The organism is Acinetobacter sp. WA-87 (assembly GCF_039938935.1).
Classification (GTDB): Bacteria; Pseudomonadota; Gammaproteobacteria; order Pseudomonadales; family Moraxellaceae; genus Acinetobacter; species Acinetobacter seifertii.
In genome coordinates this window covers 50,530-69,527 of sequence record NZ_JBDUVF010000005.1, presented here as the reverse complement: position 1 = coordinate 69,527, position 18,998 = coordinate 50,530, and the positions used below count along the sequence as shown (strand labels likewise).

The following is an 18,998-nucleotide window of genomic DNA, read 5'->3' as shown; positions in this document are numbered from 1 at the left end:
TATTACTCTGTATTTTTATGGGCGAGTTGCAATTGCTTTTTACGAGTGAGTAACGTTTGTCCTGTTAAGTTTTTATGTGCTCTTGCAAGTGCAGACTGATCGGAATAACCCAACTGGTCAGCAATTGCTGTAAGACTTTCATTTTGACTTAACAATATCTCGCAGCGCTTCATACGCTCAGCATCTAAAATTAATTTAAATGAAGTGTTTAATGCCTGTAGTTGGCGTTGCAAACTCCTCACTGAAACATTGAGCTCGATGGCAATATCTTCTATTTTGGGTGCTTGCTGTTTATGCTTGAAATATTCTTGTACGATCCAATGTATTTGCTGAACTAAATCGGTATGTACTTTTCTTTGAACCAAAGCTTCTTCGGCTTGTTTTACTAAAAGCTGTACTAAAGTTGGGTCTGCATGCTGGGGACGAACATTTAAACTTTCACTTGCAAAAGTTAATGCATAGTAAGGTCGGTCAAATGACAATTTACACTGAAAGAACCGTTGATAATGAACCAGGGCACCTCGAGGTCGATGTACAAACTCAATATGCTGTAAAAGAAAATCATGTAAGGGAGCAATCTCTTTAGCGAGCTGTACCATTGCTGCTAAAGTTAACTCACTAAGTACAATATTACTGGCATCAACCAAAGGCCAATACAATCGAATTTTGGAAGCATCTTGCTCAATTTGTATGGGTACAACTTGCTCGCCATCTATGACTAAGCGGTGAAACTTAGCAATATACTGAACCACTTGACCCAAAGTATCACTTCTAGATGCCATGTAACCCAGCACCCCAAAGTTTGCAGGTGTAATACAGGCCGCCATTTCTAAAGCCAAATTGGTCACTTGTAATCGAGATTCAGTCAATTCTAAAAGCTCAATGAAAAGATGCAAAGAAGATTGAGCATCAATAGAGGCAGACAAAATATTTTGAATTTGGCGAGTTTGAGTGTCATTTAAATTAAGTGTCTGCCAAGCGACTCCCTTTTCTTTTAAATACGTATTCCAAAGATAAAAGTACCCGTTAGAGATCGTAAATTCTTGCATGGCGTTTCCTTTTTTTACTGCCATCTTGTCGCAAACTGTATAAAAATTGGCGATAACTGTCAAAACAAAGCCGACCATTCACGACATACTAAGAAAAAGCTTAGTTGCGAGAAATACAAAGATGAACGCACATGTTTCTTATCAGGTCGAGCCAGTGGTTCGCAAAGATCTAGATTTTCATTTAAACGAAGCACCACGATTTTGGTTTAATAACGATCCCTTTTTGACTCGTATGTTTGATGCACTCAGCTTAACATTTCCAGACGGAGAGCGTTACTTCATAGAATGTGTACGAATGTTCCGTGACAAAATTGATGACCCGGAACTACAAAAGCGAGTTGCCGATTTTATTAAACAAGAAGCTCAACATGGTATTGCCCATGACAAAATGAATCAGCTCATGAAAGAGCAAGGTATGCCTGTAGATGAGTTCACAAGCACACTTAAAAGAATTTTCCGTTTTGAGCTTACCCAACGTTCACCACAATACAATATTGCCATGACAGCAGCAGCTGAACATTTAACAGCATTAATGGCGGAAACTTTTTATAGCAATAAAAAAACTTTAGAAAATGCACATCCTTATGTTCGTGCATTATTTGCATGGCATGCCATTGAAGAAATGGAACATCGAGATGTTGCATTTGATGTCATGAGACAAGTAGGTGACGTTCCAGAGTCAACACGTTGTTTTGTATTGGTTCTGACAACAGTACTCATGTTTGGTTTCACACTCTATAGAACCAACATTATGTTGAAATGTGATGGCTTCAGCCCTAAAGAAAGGTTGTCGATGACACTCAAAGGTTTACCTTGGTTCTTTGGAAAAAACGGCACATTAACCGCCATGAAAAAACAATATCTGGACTGGTTTAAAAAAGATTTTCACCCAAGCCAACATCCAGTTATTCGTCAGTATCCTGTTTGGATTGAAACTTTAGAAAAAACAAATGACCCAATCGCAGCGGGTGAAGCATTTTGGCAAGCAGGTTTATAACCTGCTTGTTACCATTTTGCATAATGTTGTTCTAATAGTCCGTATTGCTCATTGCAAGTGATTGTATCAATTGCCTCATGTTCAATACTGCCGCTTATTTTAGCTTGCCACTGATTGAACTGACTTCCAATCATCCTTAGATTAATGTTTTCGTATCGACACCAACCAATATGGACTTGTAGATTAAGCTTTTGATCTAAAGAGCTAATTTTCCATGTCTCATCATTTATTTTTTCAAATAAAACATCTGTAAGTGGAAATAAAACGCCATTCACCCATAAACAGTTTTCATTACCAAAACTTTCATTAACCCCAGAAGCCAAATTCAACCCAATACGTCGCCCCTGCTCATCCCAAAAATTACATGAAAGCCAAAACCACGCTGTTTCAGGACGTAAAAAACCACAGGTATCATCTAAGGATGCAAATGTCTTTTCATCAAATTGCACAAGTTGTTTTTGTTTACTCATGAACATACCTTCAACAGCCAAAGTGGTCTGCTTTTGGGTATACGTCCAACCATTAATACCTGTTGGGGTACACAAACTTAAGATATCTGTCCCCGCACAAAAAATACGGGCACTCAAACAAATTTCACCATATTTAGTCACCCGAATGTATCGCACACCATTGGCATGCTGAATATCGATCTGATAAGGCGATTTAGAAAAATAGCTTTGATTAAATAACGGCTGTTCATCAAGATGAGTTTTATGACCTAAGGGCTGAATCGCATTCCACTCAATGACTTGCTTTGTTTCATGATCATAGATATAGAAAAACCCATGTCCAACCCAACCAATATCTGCAATTGCTAAACCAATACTGTAGTGCTTATGCTGAATGCCGCAGAATTTAAATTTTTTATACTTTAATTGCTTCCGCCAGCCCTTTAAGGCTTTACCATAAGGTGTTTTATAAATATAACGTTGTACATGAATGGTCGACGGTACAGATTCAAAACGCCCATAACGAGGCTGTCCATTTTCTTGAATTAAATCCATTATTTATTATCCGTTGATTTCCTGCTCATCTATTAACTAATAATAGACTGATCACTGACCAGTTGGCTACTCATCTGTTTTGATCTTCAAATGACTTTTGTTGAGCCATAAAAAAAAGAGCATATTGATATGCTCTTTTTTCTATTATTCACTTAAATCGATATACGATAACTTAAACTCTTTGAGAGTCTATTGCAGTAGCTATGACCCAATCCATCAACAAAATCAAATTCAACTCATGATTTAAGTGCAATTCAATTTCTAAAAGTTAAGCGTCATCATCACTTGCTTGTTCTGGTTCTGACTCTTGCCCGTTACTGTCCTGATTTTCCAATTTTTTCTCAGCGATTTTTGCTGCTTCATAACCAGCAAAGGCACCTGCTGCTTTTTCTAGAAAACCTGCATCTGGATCTAATTTATCGACGCCTTGTTCTGCGATAATTGCACCGGCAATTTTACCTACTTCATCTAGAAGACCCATTTTGATTACTCCAAAGAGTTTATGTTGAGCTTTTAGTCTAAGGAGATGAATTGTAAATAGTGCTAGAAAAAAGTTGCGATTTGAGAGAGCTATACATGAGATCAGCAATTTTTTATATTTTATTTTTGCCTTTAAGCTTTTTTTAAGTACAATTAAAGAACTAAATAAGTATTTTCCCAACTTGTTGGATTGAACTCTCCTTGTACTAGTTGGATATAACGACCTGCAATATGGTCAATCGGAATGCAATCATCAATATCCACTACACGGTCGGTATGTGGTTTATGCCATTCCTGATCAATAAACTGTTTACCTAATTGTTTGGCACTTACCGCACTAGGTGCAACTACCAAATGATAACTATGTAACTCACCAAAAGCATTAGGTGTATAGCCACCCAGATTAATCAAATACAACTTTAGATCTGAGGCTGACGGCGCTGCATCAGAAAACTGGATTTGATAGTTCTGCCCTTGAGAGTTAACACCAGAGAGCTTGGCCCAAGCATCGATATGTAACCCTTGAGCCTCACCAAACCAAGCTTGTTTAAGTTGAGGGTAAATTTCTTCCAAAGTATCCCCTACAGCCATCACAACATCATGGACTTCTGTATTGGCACGTGCATGACGGCCACCTAACATCACCATAAACAAGCTTGGCATTTTTTCCTCTTACATCTCAACCATTTCTACGCCATCAATGCGTGCAACTGTCATTAAATCTTTATCACCACGGCCTGAAACAGTCGCAATAATAATCTGATCTTTAGACATGGTTGGTGCAAGCTTAGAGACATACGCCATTGCATGTGAGCTTTCAAGCGCAGGAATAATCCCTTCAATCTTGGTTAAGTCACGGAAACCTTGAAGAGCTTCTGTATCGTTAATTGGCACGTATTCTACGCGCTTCATATCTTTCAAGAAGCTATGTTCAGGACCAACACCCGGATAGTCCAAACCTGCCGAGATACTATGTGTCTCGATAATTTGGCCTTGTGCATCACTCATGAGGTAAGTACGGTTACCATGCAACACACCAACATGCCCTGCATTTAATGGTGCAGAGTGTTTTCCAGTTTCAATACCAAAACCAGCAGCTTCAACGCCATACATTTTCACGTTGGCATCATTTAAGAATGGATAGAACAAGCCCATTGCATTTGAACCGCCACCCACACATGCAACTAACGCATCTGGTAAGCGACCGGCTTGCTCCAGGATCTGTTTACGTGCTTCACGGCCAATAATAGATTGGAAGTCACGAACCAATTGAGGATATGGATGCGGACCTGCAACTGTACCAATCACATAGTAAGTACTATCAACATTGGTTACCCAGTCACGCATTGCTTCGTTCATGGCATCTTTTAATGTTTTTGAACCGCTTTGCACAGGTACAACTGTAGCACCCAACAAACGCATACGATAAACGTTCATAGCTTGACGCTTAACGTCTTCAGCACCCATATACACAACACATTCAAGACCTAAACGTGCTGCAATTGTTGCTGTTGCTACACCATGTTGGCCTGCACCAGTCTCAGCAATAATACGTTTTTTGCCAGAAAGCTTTGCCAATAATGCCTGACCAATCGTGTTATTTACCTTGTGTGAGCCTGTATGGTTCAAATCTTCACGTTTAAGATAAATTTGCGCACCACCTAACTCTTTTGACCATCGCTCAGCATAATAAAGTGGACTAGGACGACCTACATAGTAGGCGAGGTCACGGTCGAATTCTGCCAGAAACTGTTCATCATTTTTCATGCGGGAATAGAGATTTTCTAAATCTTCTAATGCCGCCATTAATGTTTCTGACACAAAACGTCCGCCATGGATACCGAAATGCCCATTTGCATCTGGGAATTGGGTATAGTCAATCACATTATTTTGCTGATCCACGTTGGACTCCTTGCATAAATCGTTCAATGAGTTGTTGGTCTTTTATACCTTTTGCGGACTCTACGCCTCCGCTCACATCTACTGCAAAAGCACCGGTAGTATGAATAGCGTCAATGACATTGTCAGGGGTTAAACCACCTGCCAAAATTAATGGAATATCAAGTTTCGGGAATTTAGACCAGTCAAACTGATGACCTGTGCCCCCTTTGAGCTCAGGATGCCATGCATCGAGCAATACAGCACTGGCACCAGCTGCCTGATATTTTTGAATTTCAGCAACTACATCCAGATCAGGTTTGACCTGAATCGCCTTATACCAGCGACGCTTACAATGGCGAGCAATATCTTGACATTGTTCTGGAGTTTCATCGCCATGTAGTTGTAATACATCTAGGGGAACACAATCAAGTACATCCTGAATTTCAGTGGCACTCGCATTTACAAACAAACCCACCATTTGTACATAAGGCGGAATAAGTTTTGCTAATTCTTGTGCTTGTTCAACTGTTACATTTCTTGGACTTGGCGGGAAAAAAACAAAACCTATCGCATCTGCTCCAGCTGTAACTACTGCTTGAACATCTTGCTTACGAGTAATTCCACAGATTTTTGCTCGTGTACGTTTTTGGTTTGATGGGCTCATGATCTGCCTAAACTACAACCATTTTTTAAAATAAACGCCATTGTAATGCAATTTTTGTCCCTTGCGTAAAAGTTCTCTGGGAATTGGTCGAAATGACATTGTCGGAAGTAATTCAGCACTTTATACTGCGTTCAAATGGAAGCAAGTGCAAGCAATTGATGCTTTAGGGAAGCTGGTGAAAGTCCGGCACTGCCCCCGCAACGGTAACAATGTAAAGCATATTTTTTAAGTCGAAATCGACTTACACCACTGCAGTGATGTGGGAAGGTGAATATGTCCATAAATGATTTATGGCGCTGAAGTCCGGAGACCTGCTTGTTTCATCTATCTACCCGATCATTCACGTGGGGTGAATGTATGGAGCATGTTATGTCTAAGTCTTTTCAACCTACCCGTCTGGTGGGGGCTATCGCTATTGCGATGGGGTGTTCACCTGTTATTTTTGCTGAAGATACAACTACCACAACTCAGCTTGATCCAATTGTAGTGACTGCTTCAAAAAGCGCAGAAAAAGCGAGTGAAGTTCCGGCGCGTATTTCAGTGATTGATGAAAAAACCATTGAGCAGAATCCTATTGCAGATTTACCTTCTTTATTAAGAAAAGAAGCGGGTTTAACTGTTCATCAAACAGGCGGTTATGGCCAAACAGCTTCTGTATTTATTCGAGGAGCAAGTGCTGGACACACTCTATTTTTACAAGATGGCATGCGTTCAAATACAGCAACTGTAGCAGGTCAAAATATCCAATTATTTGATACAAGCGATATTAAACAAATTGAAATATTACGAGGTCCTGCATCAGTTCAATACGGTACTGATGCTATTGGTGGCGTAATTCAATTAATATCGAAAACTCCTACAGAAAATAAAGTCTTTACTACTATCGAAGCTGGTGAAAAAGATACTTATAAATCTATTTTAGGTATAGATATAGCCCAAGACGGTTATTATGCTCAAATTCGTGGTCAACGTTTTGAAACAGATGGTGATCAAATCATTAGCAATGACGAACGTAAAGCTGGCTTTGATCAAAAAGGTTATTCAGCTAAAGTTGGTGTTGATAAAGAGCAATATGGTTTATCAGCTGAAATCAAAGAAAATAAAGGTACTGGCGACTTTTTTTCTTATGGTGCACCGCAAGCCTATGATTTTACTAACCGCTTATACAATGTTAATGCCCGTCTTAATTTAACTAACAATATTATTTGGAACACACGTCTTTCTCAATTTGAAGACCAATATAATTTAATAAAAGCAGCGTACCCCTCAATTGTAAATACAAAGCAGCAAGAAATAGATTCAAATATTAAATGGCAATTTACACCAAGCCAAAATCTTTTATTTGGCGTAGAACATAATAAAACAACTGCTGAAAAAGTAGTTGCTTATAGTGGCGATACAGGATTTGATAATTCTAATAAAACTACTGGCTATTATCTGCAACACCAATATCAACATAATGGTATCAATACTCAAGCAGGTATTCGTGTAGAAGATAATGATCAATTTGGTACACATACTGTCGGACAGCTTGCTGGACGTCTTCTTATCACTCCCACAACTAGTATATATGCAAATATTGGCACAGCTTTTCGTGCGCCAGTTGTAGGACAAATTATTGCAGAACCAGCTTGGTGGGGTGGAAATCCAGATTTAAAACCTGAAGAAAGTGTGTCATATGAACTTGGATTTGATCAAAAACTAAATCATGGTTTTAATATATATGGTTCGGTTTATCAAACTAAAGTTGATAACTTAATGGTATCTTCTATCGCAACAAATTACGTATTTTATAATATTGATAAAGCTACCTTAACTGGTGCTGAGTTAGGTTTAAAGTGGTCATTAGATAATTGGTTTATTAATGCTGAATATGCTTATGTCCAACCTAAAAATGATAAAACTGATCAAGATGCTCCAAATCGTCCACGTCAAAACTTCAATATGAATATTGGCTGGGATAATGGTGTATATGGTTTCAACACAGCTTTTGTTGCAAAAGGCAAAGCAAAAGATACACAAGATGTCCCTGGCTATACTACTCTTGACTTTAACGCTTATTGGCAAATGAACCCAAATGTCAAAATCTTTACTAATATTCAAAATTTATATGATACGAAATATAAGACAGCATGGAATACAGAGGTTAGCTCATACTATATTGCCAGTGGCCGCCTTGCATCAGCTGGTGTGACATTAAGCTACTAAGCAAATCTTTATTATAAAAATATTTTCTTAACTCCAGTTTCGGGGTAATGTTTTGACCGACATTATCCCCTTTTTTATGTTCAGGATATCCATCATGGGACACCGTTTAAGTAAAATCTATACACGCACAGGCGACTCAGGTACAACAGGTTTAGGCGATGGCTCTCGTGTTGCTAAAGATGATTTACGAATTGCAGCACTTGGTGATGTCGATGAACTCAATGCCATTATTGGGGTACTTCGTGCTCAAATCACAGCCAGTCAAGTGACCAACAAAGCGGATTGGGATAAAAGTCTCAGCCTTGTTCAGCATTGGCTTTTTGATTTAGGTGGAGAGGTTTGTATTCCAAACTACAATTTACTTGAGCCCGTTTGTATTGACTTTCTTGAAAAAGAAATTGACCGTATGAATGAAGATTTGCCTATGCTGAAAGAGTTTATTCTGCCATCTGGCTCTTTATCTTGCAGTTACGCTCATCAAGCGCGTGCTGTTTGTCGTCGTGCAGAACGATCTCTGCTGTCGGTACAAACTCGTGATCAAAATATTCAAGCCACGGCACTCCAACTTTTAAACCGTCTATCTGACTGGTTATTTGTCGCATCTCGTGCTTTACAACATGCCGAGGGCGGCCAAGAAGTACTTTGGCAAAAAAATATTAATGAGATTATTTAAAAATAGATTAGATTAAACATGGTCTCTACTCTTTTGAAGAGACCATCATTAAAAATACTTGATAGAAGAAAATTATGCGCATTATTGGTCATCGTGGTGCACGCCGAGAAGCTCCTGAAAATACATTAGGTGGTTTTCAGCACATAAAAAACTTAGGTATTCGTGGTGTCGAATTTGATATTCGTCAGCTTCAAGACCATGAGCTGGTCGTTATTCATGACGATAATTTTTTACGTACAGCTGGAGTCGATCAAATTGTTGAGCAATCTACTTTAGCTCAAGCTTTAACATTTGATCATCGCCAAAACTGGCCCAATTGGCCACATCCAGAGCCAACACCAACTCTTACAGGCGTTTTAAACTTACTTAATAACTTCGAGCATATTGAGGTTGAAGTTAAAGCAGTAAGAGATATGGCATTTGCAGAAAAGTTAGTTCAAAAGCTTGAAACTGAATTACAGGGTTATGAAAAAGTCGTGACTATCACAAGTTTCGATCTTCAAATTTTAACTGCTTTACGTGACATCGATTCACAATTTAAACGCGGCTTGTTAGTTGAAATTCCAGTGGGAGCGGCAGCAATTGAACTCGCGCATCAATATGGTTGTGGTCATATTGGTTGGCATGACCAACTTGCTACAGATGAAATGATTCAACTGTCTCATCAAGCAGGTTTAAACATTAGTGTATGGACAGTAAATGATGTAGAAAGAGCGAAAAGGCTCCGTGATTTAGATATTCAAGGTTTAATTACGGATATTCCTACAACAATGCTCGAAACGCTTTAAATAGAAAAAGGTGGTATTAACCACCTTTTATTTTTTCTCTGCCTGAATTAGACGTTGTCCGTTCTGATCAAGTAAATACAAGGTATTACCTACCAACTGGAAGCGTTGAATACGTTGTAAAGAGTCAACTAGTTCTGCTTCTTGAGCCAAAGCGCCATCACAACTCGAATGACCGGCATTAACTTCCATATCTAGTTTCTTTTGATTGAAGTCGAAAGTATATCGGCCAAAAATACGGTTACATCCCGTATGACCAGACACAGTTTTGACTGCTGAGTTCAATGAAAGAGTCGGCCATTGGTTAAAGAATTTTGCCTTATGCCCGTTGATCTGAGTAATTTGCCAGTCAATGTCTTGAACACCTTCTGGGCTCACTTTCTTCTTGACTACTTGGGTTTGTACATGGTGTGTGGGCTTTACATGGCCTTTTTGAATATTTTGTTGCGGCGTGCTTTGACATGCTGCCAATACAAGGCTGATTGTGATGAAAAGACATTTCAATGGCAATTTCTTTGCAATATCAATGCTATTCATTTTTCTCAATCGCTGTATTTTCATTACACAACTTCTCCTATCTGAAATGTTGCCAAGCATGGTTTAATTCTGTTACGGTTCTTTCAGTACATCTGTACAATAATATTAGTGATTCTCACTAAGCACATGCTAATATAATGTTCAAAATAGCAATAAATCTTGATGATTGGTTTTGCTATGTCGTTTTGTCTTTTTACCTTGTTTAACAAGGTTTCTAGGAGCGCTGCCGGATATGACTTCCGCCCCACTCAAGGCCCCAATTAACTGGACCGCTAGCATTACCTTAATTGGTTTACCAATTCTTGCTGCAATCATAATCCCGATTTATGCGTATTATTATGATTTTAGTGTAAGCGCATGGGTAAGCTTATTTTTTCTTTTAGCTTTAAGTAGCATGGGGATTACTGCTGGTTACCACCGTCTTTGGGCACACCGTGCTTATGAAGCGTCATTACCACTTAAAATTCTTTTAATGATTGCAGGCACATTTGCTGTACAAAACAGTATTCTGTTTTGGGCATCTGGTCATCGTACTCATCACCGTCATGTTGACCATGTGGATGAAGATCCATACTCAATTGAACGTGGTTTTTGGTATGCCCATATGGGTTGGATGATCCGCGATCATTCTCCATCTAAACCTGACTTTAAAAATGCACCTGATTTGCTCAATGACAAACTAGTGATGTTCCAACATAAATACTACGGTCTAATGGTTGTAGCAGTTCATGTGGGTATTTTAGGTTTAGTTGGCTGGGCAACTGGTGACTTATGGGGAGTTGTACTTCTCGGTGGTTTATTGCGTTTAATCATTAGCCATCAAGTAACATTCTTCATTAACTCACTTTGCCATATGTTTGGTAAACGCCCTTATACCGATGAAAACTCAGCACGCGATAACTTCTGGTTAGCGATTGCAACATGGGGCGAGGGTTATCATAACTATCACCATATTTTCCAATACGATTATCGTAATGGTGTGAAGTGGTGGCAATATGATCCAACTAAATGGTTAATCTGGACATGTTCTAAAGTTGGTTTAGCAAAGAACTTACGTCGTATTCCAAGCTTTAATATTAAAAAAGCAGAATTGGCAATGAAGTTTAAATATGCTGAACAAGACCTTGCTATTTATGGCCATGATGTAAATGCTGACATGAGCCAAATGAAGCAACGCATTGCTCAAGAATATGAAGCATTTACCCACACTTTAAATGACTGGGCGAAACTCAAAGAACAAGAGTTACAAGCGAAGAAAGCAGCTATGGCTGAAAAGATTCATAAAATGGATCATAAGTTAAAGGTTGATTTCCAATTGCTTGAACATCGTTTGAGTCACCACCGTGAGTGTTTAGAAACTTTAATGCGCAACATTAAAAAGAACACAAACGTCGTACCAGACTAATACGACTCTAGTTTGAAATAGCGCCTGTAAAAGCCATGCTTTACAGGCGCTATTTTTTTGGCTGGTTTTTAACTATGGTATAGTGAAGTTCGCCTCAAATATTTAGTCCAGTCTATGCACTTTAATCCGCTTTATTCATCACTCAATCCTAAGCTTTTTCATATACAGCAGCCCACTCCTCTTCGTGGTGCGAAAGCTGGGCATTTCAATTTGGCTTTAGCCGAAGAACTACAATGGACGGATGAAGAAAAAGAGGCATGGGTAGAAATTTGCAGTGGTCAGCGGACTTTCTCAGAGTTTCCATCTTTAGCAATGGTTTATGCAGGGCATCAATTTGGGCAATGGGCAGGTCAGCTAGGCGACGGACGTGGTCTACTCATTGGACAAATTCTGAATAAAAATGGCCAAACTATCGATTTGCATTTGAAGGGTGCTGGCCCTACCCCTTATTCACGTATGGGAGATGGTCGAGCAGTTTTACGTTCAGTTATTCGCGAATATTTAGCAGGTCATGCCTTAAATGCTCTGGGAGTCGCTTCAAGTCACGCAGTGGGTTTTACAAGCTCTGCTCAAGGGGTACAGCGTGAAAAATTAGAACCGGGTGCAATGCTGCTCAGAACATCTGAATGTCATATTCGTTTAGGACACTTTGAATGGATCAATCAATATGCACCTGAGTTATTAACAGAGTTCACTCAAAAATGTATTGAATGGCATTATCCAGAATGCCAGCAAGAAGCTCAGCCTATTTTAGCCTTTGCTAAAGCTGTGATTAGAAATACAGCCATTATGATTGCCAAATGGCAATTGGTCGGTTTTGCTCATGGCGTAATGAATACTGACAACTTAAATATTACGGGCTCTACACTCGATTTTGGTCCATATGGTTTTATGGAACGTTTCCGCCCAAATTGGATTAACAACCATTCCGATTATCAAGGGCGCTATACCTATCAAAACCAGCCAAGTATTGCACACTGGAATTTATGGACTTGGTTAAATAATCTAGTTCCACTTGCTGAACCTGAACAAAAAGAGCAATTCAAAGAAGAGTTAGCTGCTTGCTTAGAAGGGTTTGAGCCTACCTTTATTGAGCACTACACCACTGGATTGTGTCAAAAAATGGGACTTCCTCATTTCCATAAAGATAGCCTTGATTGTTGTTTTGCTTTTTTAAGAATCTTACAAACCGAGCAGCTAGATTACACTCAAAGTTTTATTAGACTGCAAAATAAAGAGTATAAGGCTCTACGTGATGACTGCCTCGATATTCGACAGTTTGATGAGTTCCTTAGCCAATATGAAAGTATTCGTGAACATCAAGATACAGATGAACTTGATGCAAATATGCAAGAAGCAAATCCGATTTATATTTTACGTAATCATATGGCACAGCGAGCGATTGAAGCAGCGGAGCGAGATGATTTTAGTGAGGTAGACCGTTTGTTTAAGCTACTCAATCATCCTTATACAAGACAGCCAGATTTGGAAAAACCAGAAGATTTAGGCCCTTTACCAAGTGATGTGCCTGATGTAGCGGTAAGTTGTTCGTCTTAATATTAAAAAACTAAAACTCTCTTAAGTCGCTTAAGAGAGTTTCTTAAACATCAAAGAATAATATATGAAAATTAGACCTATCATTATTTGTACACTTCTATTCATTCCCCTTGGAATTGCTTTTTATAAGTATGAAAAATATTTACCTACTTTTGTCTCTTCTCATAAAGAACTCACAAGTAATGAGATATCTCACCTTATAAAGACAAAACCTATAACCTCAATTGAAGTGTTTAAAAATCAACGCATACTTCTACTTAAAAGTGATCAGGAAGTAATTCGTCGTTACCCTATTCGTTTAGGCTTCAACCCTGAAGGGCATAAAAATTTTGAAAATGACGGTAAAACACCTGAAGGTGTTTATTCTATAGATTGGCGCAACTCACAAAGCGCTTTCTATAAATCATTGCATATTTCCTATCCTAATACACAAGATGTTGCCTATGCTAAACAGCATAATCAGCCGGCAGGTGGGAATATCATGATCCATGGATCTGCCCCAAAGTCCTTTTTATGGATACCTTTTAGTTCAAGTTATATGCCACACAAAGATTGGACTTTAGGATGTATCGCAGTTAGAAATCTAGATATAGATGAAATTTGGCAATTAGTCCCTAATCATACCAAGATTATAATTTATCCATAATCTTTGAAAACTATCCACATTTTCTGTGGATAACATTGTGGTTATCCACAGAATAACTTTTCTGAACAGTTTACTCTTCTGGATACTCGAAGCGGTAACCAACGCCATAAACAGCTTGAATCCATTCATGACGGTTACCAGTTTCAGCTGCTTCACTAATTTTTCGGCGCAAGTTTTTGATATGGCTGTCAATAACTCGGTCAGCAACATCAAAGCTGTCTGGATTAATATGGTCTAATAATTGCGCACGTGAATAAACTTGTCCGACATGTTCTAAAAATAGCTCAAGTAGGCGAAATTCTGTCGGCGTTAAACTTAACGACTTTTGTTGATACCAAATTCTTTGCTGAGCTTTATCAATACGGAAGGAGTCATTTTGCTCTGGCTCTGCCTTACGCTCTAAACGACGTAAAACGGCCTGTACACGTGCAACTAACTCTTTTGGACTAAATGGCTTACAAACGTAATCATCAGCACCCATATTGAGACCTAAAACTCGATCAATTTCTTCAGTACGTGCAGTCACCATAATAATCGGTAAATCTGACTGTTCACGTACTTTACGGCAAATCGTTAAACCATCCATTCTTGGAACCATTAAGTCCAGAATCATTAAATTAGGTTTCCGTTGCTGAAAGCTCGTATAAGCATCTTGACCATCATGAAACATACTTACTTCAAAACCAGCAGCTTCAAGATAATCACGTACCAGATGCGCTAACTCAACTTCATCCTCAACCAACATTACATGCTTCATGGGCCATTTTTCCTTTTATTTAACTCTGCTTTTTAAAGGTAAGTACACAACGTAAACCACCCAACGGAGAGTGTTCAAAACTTAGTGTACCACCAAGCGCTTGCGCAATTTTACAAGATAAAGCCAAGCCTAATCCTGTTCCACCTGTACTACGCGTACGCGAATCATCTACTCGATAAAAACGCTCACCTAAACGTAATAGTTGCTCATCACTTAGACCAAACGGGCTATCATCAACATACAAAGTCCACTCTTGAGCAGTTTGACTTGTATGAATATGAATTTTGCCACCTGTTTCTGTGTAACGAATACTATTACTAATTAAATTAACAATAATTTGTTTAAAGCGATCACGATCTAACAGTAAAGATACCCCTTCACCTTCAACCTTAATTTCCAGATTTGCTTGCTCAAGTTTAGGTCTAAAGTTTTCAACTTCTTGTAATACAACATCCCACGGATTCACTGAACCTAAGTAACATTTAAGTTGCTGAGCATCAGCCTGTGCTAGATCTGCTAGGTCTTGAGTAAGTTTCTTTAAGCTTGAAACTTGTCTCATCATGGCATCGAGATGTTCAGGAGTTGCCTTTCGAATACCATCTTGCATTGCTTCGATTTGTGCTTGCAATACAGCCAACGGTGTTTTCAACTCGTGAGACGTATCTGCAACCCATTGACGGCGTGATTCTTCATGTTGATGTAAAATCTCGGCTAAATGGTTCAATTGAGTTGATAAATCACCAAGTTCATCATTTCGTTTAATCACTACTTGATGTTGGTAATTACCTTTCGTTAACTCCTTTGTTGCATTTAATAAACGTTGAATTGGCTTTTTAAAATAAGTTGCCATTAAAAGTGCTGCAACTAAACTCGATAGTAAAGTTAAAGCATAAATTAAAAGTAAATAACGCTTTTGATTACTAAAGAAATTAATACTTAAAGCATCTTCTTTATCTAGAACTGGTTTTAGTCCTAAGTACCCTACCACCTGATCATTTACCATAATAGGACGGTAAGACATTTGATCTGAAGATGGAGGTTCACCAACTACAAATTGATGTTTGGCATCATATAAAGATAAACGAGAACTTAAGCCCAAACGGTCTGGCAAAGCAATAAAGCGCTTTTTGCCATTTTGTGTCTCAATATCTTTAAGACTTCCTTTTTTTGAATTACCTTTTTTATCATCACGCGGACGGAATTGGTTTGCGCTTAATGGAAATTTTAAGCCTTCAAATGGTTGATATTCTGAAGGTAAATTCTTTTCAAGTGTACGTAGCTCTTCATCACTAAAAATAGAATTTTTATTTGCTGTCGCTCCATCTGGAGAAACATTAATGAGCGTGTGTTCATCGAACGAATGCTGCTGAATCGCAATATCATATTGACGTCTTAACCACCATTGTGAAAGACGGTCATAATCGTCTGGCGCTGCCGTTCCTTCAATTTGTAAGATTTGCGCTTGAATTGCATTTCCCCAATCATGATAAACGCTATACACATTTCCAAGATTGGTCATGAGCCGATCTAGCTTTTGCATTTCAACATCGGCCACATATTTGGCAAAGTTCTTTTGCATCGTCCAGTGTAGAACACTCAAACTTGCGGTTGCAATTAACAATGTAGTCAGCAAGACTGTTAAAAATAGCCGCAATGCAATTGGAACACGTAGTACGTTCAAAAGTACTCTCTCATTTTTACCCTATATTTTTCATTGTAACTAACAACCAAAAGAAAAACTCTCCATTGTTTCTTCATCTTTATTATCTAATCTTTAAGGTATGTGGAAACAAACATTAAAAGGGCTTTAGATATGAAAATGACTGCTAAAATCGCATTATTCAGTGCAGCAATTGTAACTATGGGTAGTTTGGCTGCGTGTCAATCAATGAATCAACCTCCTAAACCAGAACATGGCATGATGCAAGATGGTCCACGAGATGGCCATCACCGTATGAAGCACCGTGAATTTACCCCTGAACAAAAAGCAGCGTGGGAGCAGCACCGCGCAGAGCGTCAAGCTCGTTTTGAACAGATTCAAAAAGCATGTGAAGGCAAAGCAAATGGTCAAGCTGTAAACGTTCAAGTTGGAGATAGAACACTTGAAGGTACGTGTAACTTACGTTTTGAACCAAAACGCCCTCAACTACCAGTTAATGCCCCTGCTCCAGCAGCAGTTCAAGCAAAATAAAGCTTAAAGCAATAAAGTAAAAGGCGCTTTTAAGCGCCTTTTTTTATGTACATAACTATTTACGATTTTGACTATTTGTATCATCTAAACTTCACTAAAAGTATTTACACTCAAAGCACTTACATAGTTCAAGTATTTTTTTCTTGACTTTGCAGTCACAAAGTAAAGGCCCCGAGGTGCTTGTACAGTTATGCAAGTTGTTGCACGATGTAATGGTTCAAGGTGCCTCTTATGGCACATTATCGTAGATTAGGATTATAACTCTGGTTTCACCAGTATTGAGGAACCCGATATGCCACAATACAAAGCGCCCTTACGTGATATGCAATTCGTTTTGCATGAATTATTAAATGCAGAAGAGCACTATGCAAAATTACCTGATTTCCAAGGTAACGTAAGCCGTGAATTGGTTGATCAATATTTAGAAGCTGCGGCAGACTTCTGTGAAAATGAACTTTCTCCTTTAAACCAAGTTGGCGACCGCGAAGGTTGTACTTGGAATGATGGTGTAGTCACTACTCCAACAGGCTTTAAAGAAGCTTATCAAAAATATATTGAACTTGGCTTCCCGTCTTTATCAGCAGAAGAACAATACGGCGGTCAAGGCTTACCTAACTCTTTAGGTATCGCAATTTCAGAAATGGTTGGCAGCTCTAACTGGGCATGGGGTATGTACCCAGGCTTATCTCACGGAGCAGTACGTACATTAGAACATCATGGTTCTGATGAACAAAAAAATACTTACTTGCCTAACCTTGTTTCTGGTGTTTGGACAGGTACGATGTGCTTAACTGAATCTCATGCAGGTTCAGACTTAGGTATTATCCGTACTAAAGCAGAACCAAATGCAGATGGTAGCTATGCAATTTCTGGCGAGAAAATCTTTATCTCTGCTGGTGAACATGACATGGCTGACAACATCATCCATATTGTTCTTGCTCGCCTTCCAGGTGCACCAAAAGGTACTAAAGGTATTTCGTTATTCATCGTTCCTAAATTCCATGTAAATGCAGATGGAACTGTAGGCGAGCGTAACGCAGTGCGTTGTGGTTCTATCGAACACAAAATGGGTATTCATGGTAACGCAACTTGTGTGATTAACTTCGACCAAGCTAAAGGTTACTTGATTGGACCTGAAAACCGTGGTTTGAACTGTATGTTCACTTTCATGAACACAGCACGTATTGGTACTGCTGTTCAAGGTTTAGCAGCATCTGAGTCATCTTTCCAAGGTGCTTTAACTTACGCGAAAGATCGTTTAGCAATGCGTTCACTTTCTGGTCCTAAAGCTCCAGAAAAAGAAGCAGATCCAATTATTGTTCACCCTGCTGTTCGCAACATGCTTTTAACTCAAAAAGCATTTGCTGAAGGCGGTCGTGCACTTGTTTACTTACTCGCTCAATATGCAGATATCGTTGAAAAAGGCGAAACTGAGGAAGAGCGTAAGTTTGCTGACAACATCTTGTCTTTATTGACTCCAATTGCAAAAGCTTTCTTAACTGAAACAGGTTCTGAGTCTGCTAAGCATGGTGTTCAAGTCTTCGGTGGTCATGGCTTTATTTCTGAGCATGGCATGGAGCAAATCGTACGTGATACACGCATTGCTTGCTTGTATGAAGGTACAACTGAAATTCAAGCACTAGACTTGTTAGGCCGTAAAGTTTTACAAACTCAAGGTGCAATGCTTCGTGATTTCACTAAGATTGTTCATAAGTTTGTAGAAGCAAATAAAGACAATGCTGCCATGAAAGAATTTGTTGAGCCACTTGCTGCGCTAAACAAAGAATGGGGCGATCTCACTATGCAAATCGGTATGCGTGCAATGCAAAATCCGGATGAAGTGGGTGCTGCGGCTGTAGATTACCTATACTTCGCTGGTTACGTGACTTTAGGTTATCTATGGGCTCGTATGGCGCTTGTAGCACAAGAGAAATTGGCAGAAGGTACAACTGACGTTGATTTCTACAACGCGAAAGTTACCACTGCTCGCTTCTACTTCAAGAAAATCTTGCCACGCGTACGTTCTCATGTAGACGTGATTGCTGGTGGTCTAGACCCATTGATGTCATTAGATGCTGAACATTTCGTTTTCTAACCATAGTTAGTTGCGATATGCAATGTTAAAAACTAAAAAAGGACTGCTCAGTTTTGACGGTCCTTTTTT

18 protein-coding genes and 1 riboswitch are annotated in these 18,998 nt (G+C 39.0%); of the genes, 9 read left to right on the top strand and 9 right to left on the bottom strand.

Features of this window, described 5'->3' with window-relative positions; genetic code table 11:
• Positions 1-2: 2 nt before the first annotated feature.
• Positions 3-1,049 carry an AraC family transcriptional regulator ligand-binding domain-containing protein gene (locus tag ABFY81_RS14535; protein WP_347914044.1) on the bottom strand — a complete coding sequence of 349 codons (1,047 nt, stop codon included), beginning with the start codon at positions 1,047-1,049 and terminating at the stop codon, positions 3-5.
• Positions 1,050-1,170: 121 nt separating this feature from the next.
• Here ABFY81_RS14535 and ABFY81_RS14530 point away from each other — a divergent pair, with 121 nt between their 5' ends.
• Positions 1,171-2,046 (top strand): metal-dependent hydrolase, encoded by an 876-nt coding sequence (locus ABFY81_RS14530; protein WP_019457506.1) that lies wholly within the window; start codon positions 1,171-1,173, stop codon positions 2,044-2,046.
• An 8-nt stretch (positions 2,047-2,054) separates the two neighbouring features.
• Here the strand turns inward: ABFY81_RS14530 and ABFY81_RS14525 are convergent, their stop codons facing one another.
• From ABFY81_RS14525 to ABFY81_RS14505, 5 genes are all read right to left on the bottom strand, one after another.
• Positions 2,055-3,050, bottom strand: a complete 996-nt coding sequence (locus ABFY81_RS14525; RefSeq protein ID WP_151749784.1) for a DUF2804 domain-containing protein — start codon at positions 3,048-3,050, stop codon at positions 2,055-2,057.
• Positions 3,051-3,318: 268 nt separating this feature from the next.
• A complete protein-coding gene (locus ABFY81_RS14520; protein WP_019457504.1) occupies positions 3,319-3,531 on the bottom strand; it encodes a hypothetical protein in 213 nt (70 codons plus the stop codon).
• Between the two features lie 152 nt (positions 3,532-3,683).
• On the bottom strand, positions 3,684-4,193 hold the full coding sequence (locus ABFY81_RS14515; RefSeq protein ID WP_019457503.1) for a DUF1543 domain-containing protein: 510 nt from the start codon (positions 4,191-4,193) through the stop codon (positions 3,684-3,686).
• A 9-nt stretch (positions 4,194-4,202) separates the two neighbouring features.
• The gene (trpB, locus tag ABFY81_RS14510) at positions 4,203-5,432 is read right to left on the bottom strand and encodes a tryptophan synthase subunit beta (protein ID WP_004705701.1); all 1,230 of its coding nucleotides are present in this window, start codon (positions 5,430-5,432) and stop codon (positions 4,203-4,205) included.
• Positions 5,416-6,075, bottom strand: a complete 660-nt coding sequence (locus ABFY81_RS14505; RefSeq protein WP_025465134.1) for a phosphoribosylanthranilate isomerase — start codon at positions 6,073-6,075, stop codon at positions 5,416-5,418. The genes trpB and ABFY81_RS14505 overlap by 17 nt, the downstream gene beginning before the upstream one ends.
• Before the next feature lie 126 nt (positions 6,076-6,201).
• Positions 6,202-6,409: riboswitch (cobalamin riboswitch) on the top strand.
• A gap of 23 nt (positions 6,410-6,432) precedes the next feature.
• Between ABFY81_RS14505 and ABFY81_RS14500 the strand changes: the two genes are divergently transcribed.
• From ABFY81_RS14500 to ABFY81_RS14490, 3 genes are all read left to right on the top strand, one after another.
• The gene (locus ABFY81_RS14500; protein ID WP_347914043.1) at positions 6,433-8,283 is read left to right on the top strand and encodes a TonB-dependent receptor; all 1,851 of its coding nucleotides are present in this window, start codon (positions 6,433-6,435) and stop codon (positions 8,281-8,283) included.
• 94 nt (positions 8,284-8,377) lie between these two features.
• Positions 8,378-8,956 carry a cob(I)yrinic acid a,c-diamide adenosyltransferase gene (locus tag ABFY81_RS14495; protein WP_347914042.1) on the top strand — a complete coding sequence of 193 codons (579 nt, stop codon included), beginning with the start codon at positions 8,378-8,380 and terminating at the stop codon, positions 8,954-8,956.
• A gap of 74 nt (positions 8,957-9,030) precedes the next feature.
• Positions 9,031-9,744 carry a glycerophosphodiester phosphodiesterase gene (locus ABFY81_RS14490; protein ID WP_347914041.1) on the top strand — a complete coding sequence of 238 codons (714 nt, stop codon included), beginning with the start codon at positions 9,031-9,033 and terminating at the stop codon, positions 9,742-9,744.
• Between the two features lie 27 nt (positions 9,745-9,771).
• On the opposite strand, the gene ABFY81_RS14485 is transcribed toward ABFY81_RS14490, so the two are convergent.
• A complete protein-coding gene (locus ABFY81_RS14485; protein WP_004705696.1) occupies positions 9,772-10,302 on the bottom strand; it encodes an META domain-containing protein in 531 nt (176 codons plus the stop codon).
• Positions 10,303-10,510: 208 nt separating this feature from the next.
• On the opposite strand from ABFY81_RS14485, the gene ABFY81_RS14480 reads away from it, so the two are divergent.
• The 3 genes from ABFY81_RS14480 to ABFY81_RS14470 all read left to right on the top strand — a co-directional run bounded on the left by ABFY81_RS14480 (position 10,511) and on the right by ABFY81_RS14470 (position 13,886).
• A complete protein-coding gene (locus tag ABFY81_RS14480; protein WP_019457498.1) occupies positions 10,511-11,683 on the top strand; it encodes an acyl-CoA desaturase in 1,173 nt (390 codons plus the stop codon).
• 114 nt (positions 11,684-11,797) lie between these two features.
• A complete protein-coding gene (locus ABFY81_RS14475) occupies positions 11,798-13,240 on the top strand; it encodes a protein adenylyltransferase SelO family protein (RefSeq protein ID WP_347914040.1) in 1,443 nt (480 codons plus the stop codon).
• Positions 13,241-13,304: 64 nt separating this feature from the next.
• Positions 13,305-13,886, top strand: a complete 582-nt coding sequence (locus tag ABFY81_RS14470) for a L,D-transpeptidase family protein (RefSeq protein ID WP_347914039.1) — start codon at positions 13,305-13,307, stop codon at positions 13,884-13,886.
• A 70-nt stretch (positions 13,887-13,956) separates the two neighbouring features.
• On the opposite strand, the gene ABFY81_RS14465 is transcribed toward ABFY81_RS14470, so the two are convergent.
• A complete protein-coding gene (locus tag ABFY81_RS14465; protein WP_019457495.1) occupies positions 13,957-14,643 on the bottom strand; it encodes a response regulator in 687 nt (228 codons plus the stop codon).
• 19 nt (positions 14,644-14,662) lie between these two features.
• Positions 14,663-16,324 (bottom strand): sensor histidine kinase efflux regulator BaeS, encoded by a 1,662-nt coding sequence (baeS, locus tag ABFY81_RS14460; RefSeq protein ID WP_049063284.1) that lies wholly within the window; start codon positions 16,322-16,324, stop codon positions 14,663-14,665.
• A gap of 132 nt (positions 16,325-16,456) precedes the next feature.
• On the opposite strand from baeS, the gene ABFY81_RS14455 reads away from it, so the two are divergent.
• Both ABFY81_RS14455 and ABFY81_RS14450 read left to right on the top strand, forming a co-directional pair.
• Positions 16,457-16,834, top strand: a complete 378-nt coding sequence (locus tag ABFY81_RS14455) for a hypothetical protein (RefSeq protein WP_347914038.1) — start codon at positions 16,457-16,459, stop codon at positions 16,832-16,834.
• Positions 16,835-17,126: 292 nt separating this feature from the next.
• The gene (locus ABFY81_RS14450; protein WP_347914037.1) at positions 17,127-18,929 is read left to right on the top strand and encodes an acyl-CoA dehydrogenase C-terminal domain-containing protein; all 1,803 of its coding nucleotides are present in this window, start codon (positions 17,127-17,129) and stop codon (positions 18,927-18,929) included.
• Positions 18,930-18,998: the final 69 nt, after the last annotated feature.

Bases quoted from the DNA above. Each gene is read 5' to 3' on its own strand.
- ABFY81_RS14495 (WP_347914042.1), top strand. From the start codon at position 8,378: ATGGGACACCGTTTAAGTAAAATCTATACACGCACAGGCGACTCAGGT.
- ABFY81_RS14505 (WP_025465134.1), bottom strand. From the start codon at position 6,075: ATGAGCCCATCAAACCAAAAACGTACACGAGCAAAAATCTGTGGAATT.
- ABFY81_RS14450 (WP_347914037.1), top strand. From the start codon at position 17,127: ATGCCACAATACAAAGCGCCCTTACGTGATATGCAATTCGTTTTGCAT.
- ABFY81_RS14520 (WP_019457504.1), bottom strand. From the start codon at position 3,531: ATGGGTCTTCTAGATGAAGTAGGTAAAATTGCCGGTGCAATTATCGCA.
- ABFY81_RS14490 (WP_347914041.1), top strand. From the start codon at position 9,031: ATGCGCATTATTGGTCATCGTGGTGCACGCCGAGAAGCTCCTGAAAAT.
- ABFY81_RS14485 (WP_004705696.1), bottom strand. From the start codon at position 10,302: ATGAAAATACAGCGATTGAGAAAAATGAATAGCATTGATATTGCAAAG.
- ABFY81_RS14500 (WP_347914043.1), top strand. From the start codon at position 6,433: ATGGAGCATGTTATGTCTAAGTCTTTTCAACCTACCCGTCTGGTGGGG.
- ABFY81_RS14530 (WP_019457506.1), top strand. From the start codon at position 1,171: ATGAACGCACATGTTTCTTATCAGGTCGAGCCAGTGGTTCGCAAAGAT.
- ABFY81_RS14480 (WP_019457498.1), top strand. From the start codon at position 10,511: ATGACTTCCGCCCCACTCAAGGCCCCAATTAACTGGACCGCTAGCATT.
- ABFY81_RS14535 (WP_347914044.1), bottom strand. From the start codon at position 1,049: ATGCAAGAATTTACGATCTCTAACGGGTACTTTTATCTTTGGAATACG.
- ABFY81_RS14515 (WP_019457503.1), bottom strand. From the start codon at position 4,193: ATGCCAAGCTTGTTTATGGTGATGTTAGGTGGCCGTCATGCACGTGCC.
- ABFY81_RS14470 (WP_347914039.1), top strand. From the start codon at position 13,305: ATGAAAATTAGACCTATCATTATTTGTACACTTCTATTCATTCCCCTT.
- ABFY81_RS14475 (WP_347914040.1), top strand. From the start codon at position 11,798: ATGCACTTTAATCCGCTTTATTCATCACTCAATCCTAAGCTTTTTCAT.
- ABFY81_RS14455 (WP_347914038.1), top strand. From the start codon at position 16,457: ATGAAAATGACTGCTAAAATCGCATTATTCAGTGCAGCAATTGTAACT.
- ABFY81_RS14465 (WP_019457495.1), bottom strand. From the start codon at position 14,643: ATGAAGCATGTAATGTTGGTTGAGGATGAAGTTGAGTTAGCGCATCTG.
- ABFY81_RS14525 (WP_151749784.1), bottom strand. From the start codon at position 3,050: ATGGATTTAATTCAAGAAAATGGACAGCCTCGTTATGGGCGTTTTGAA.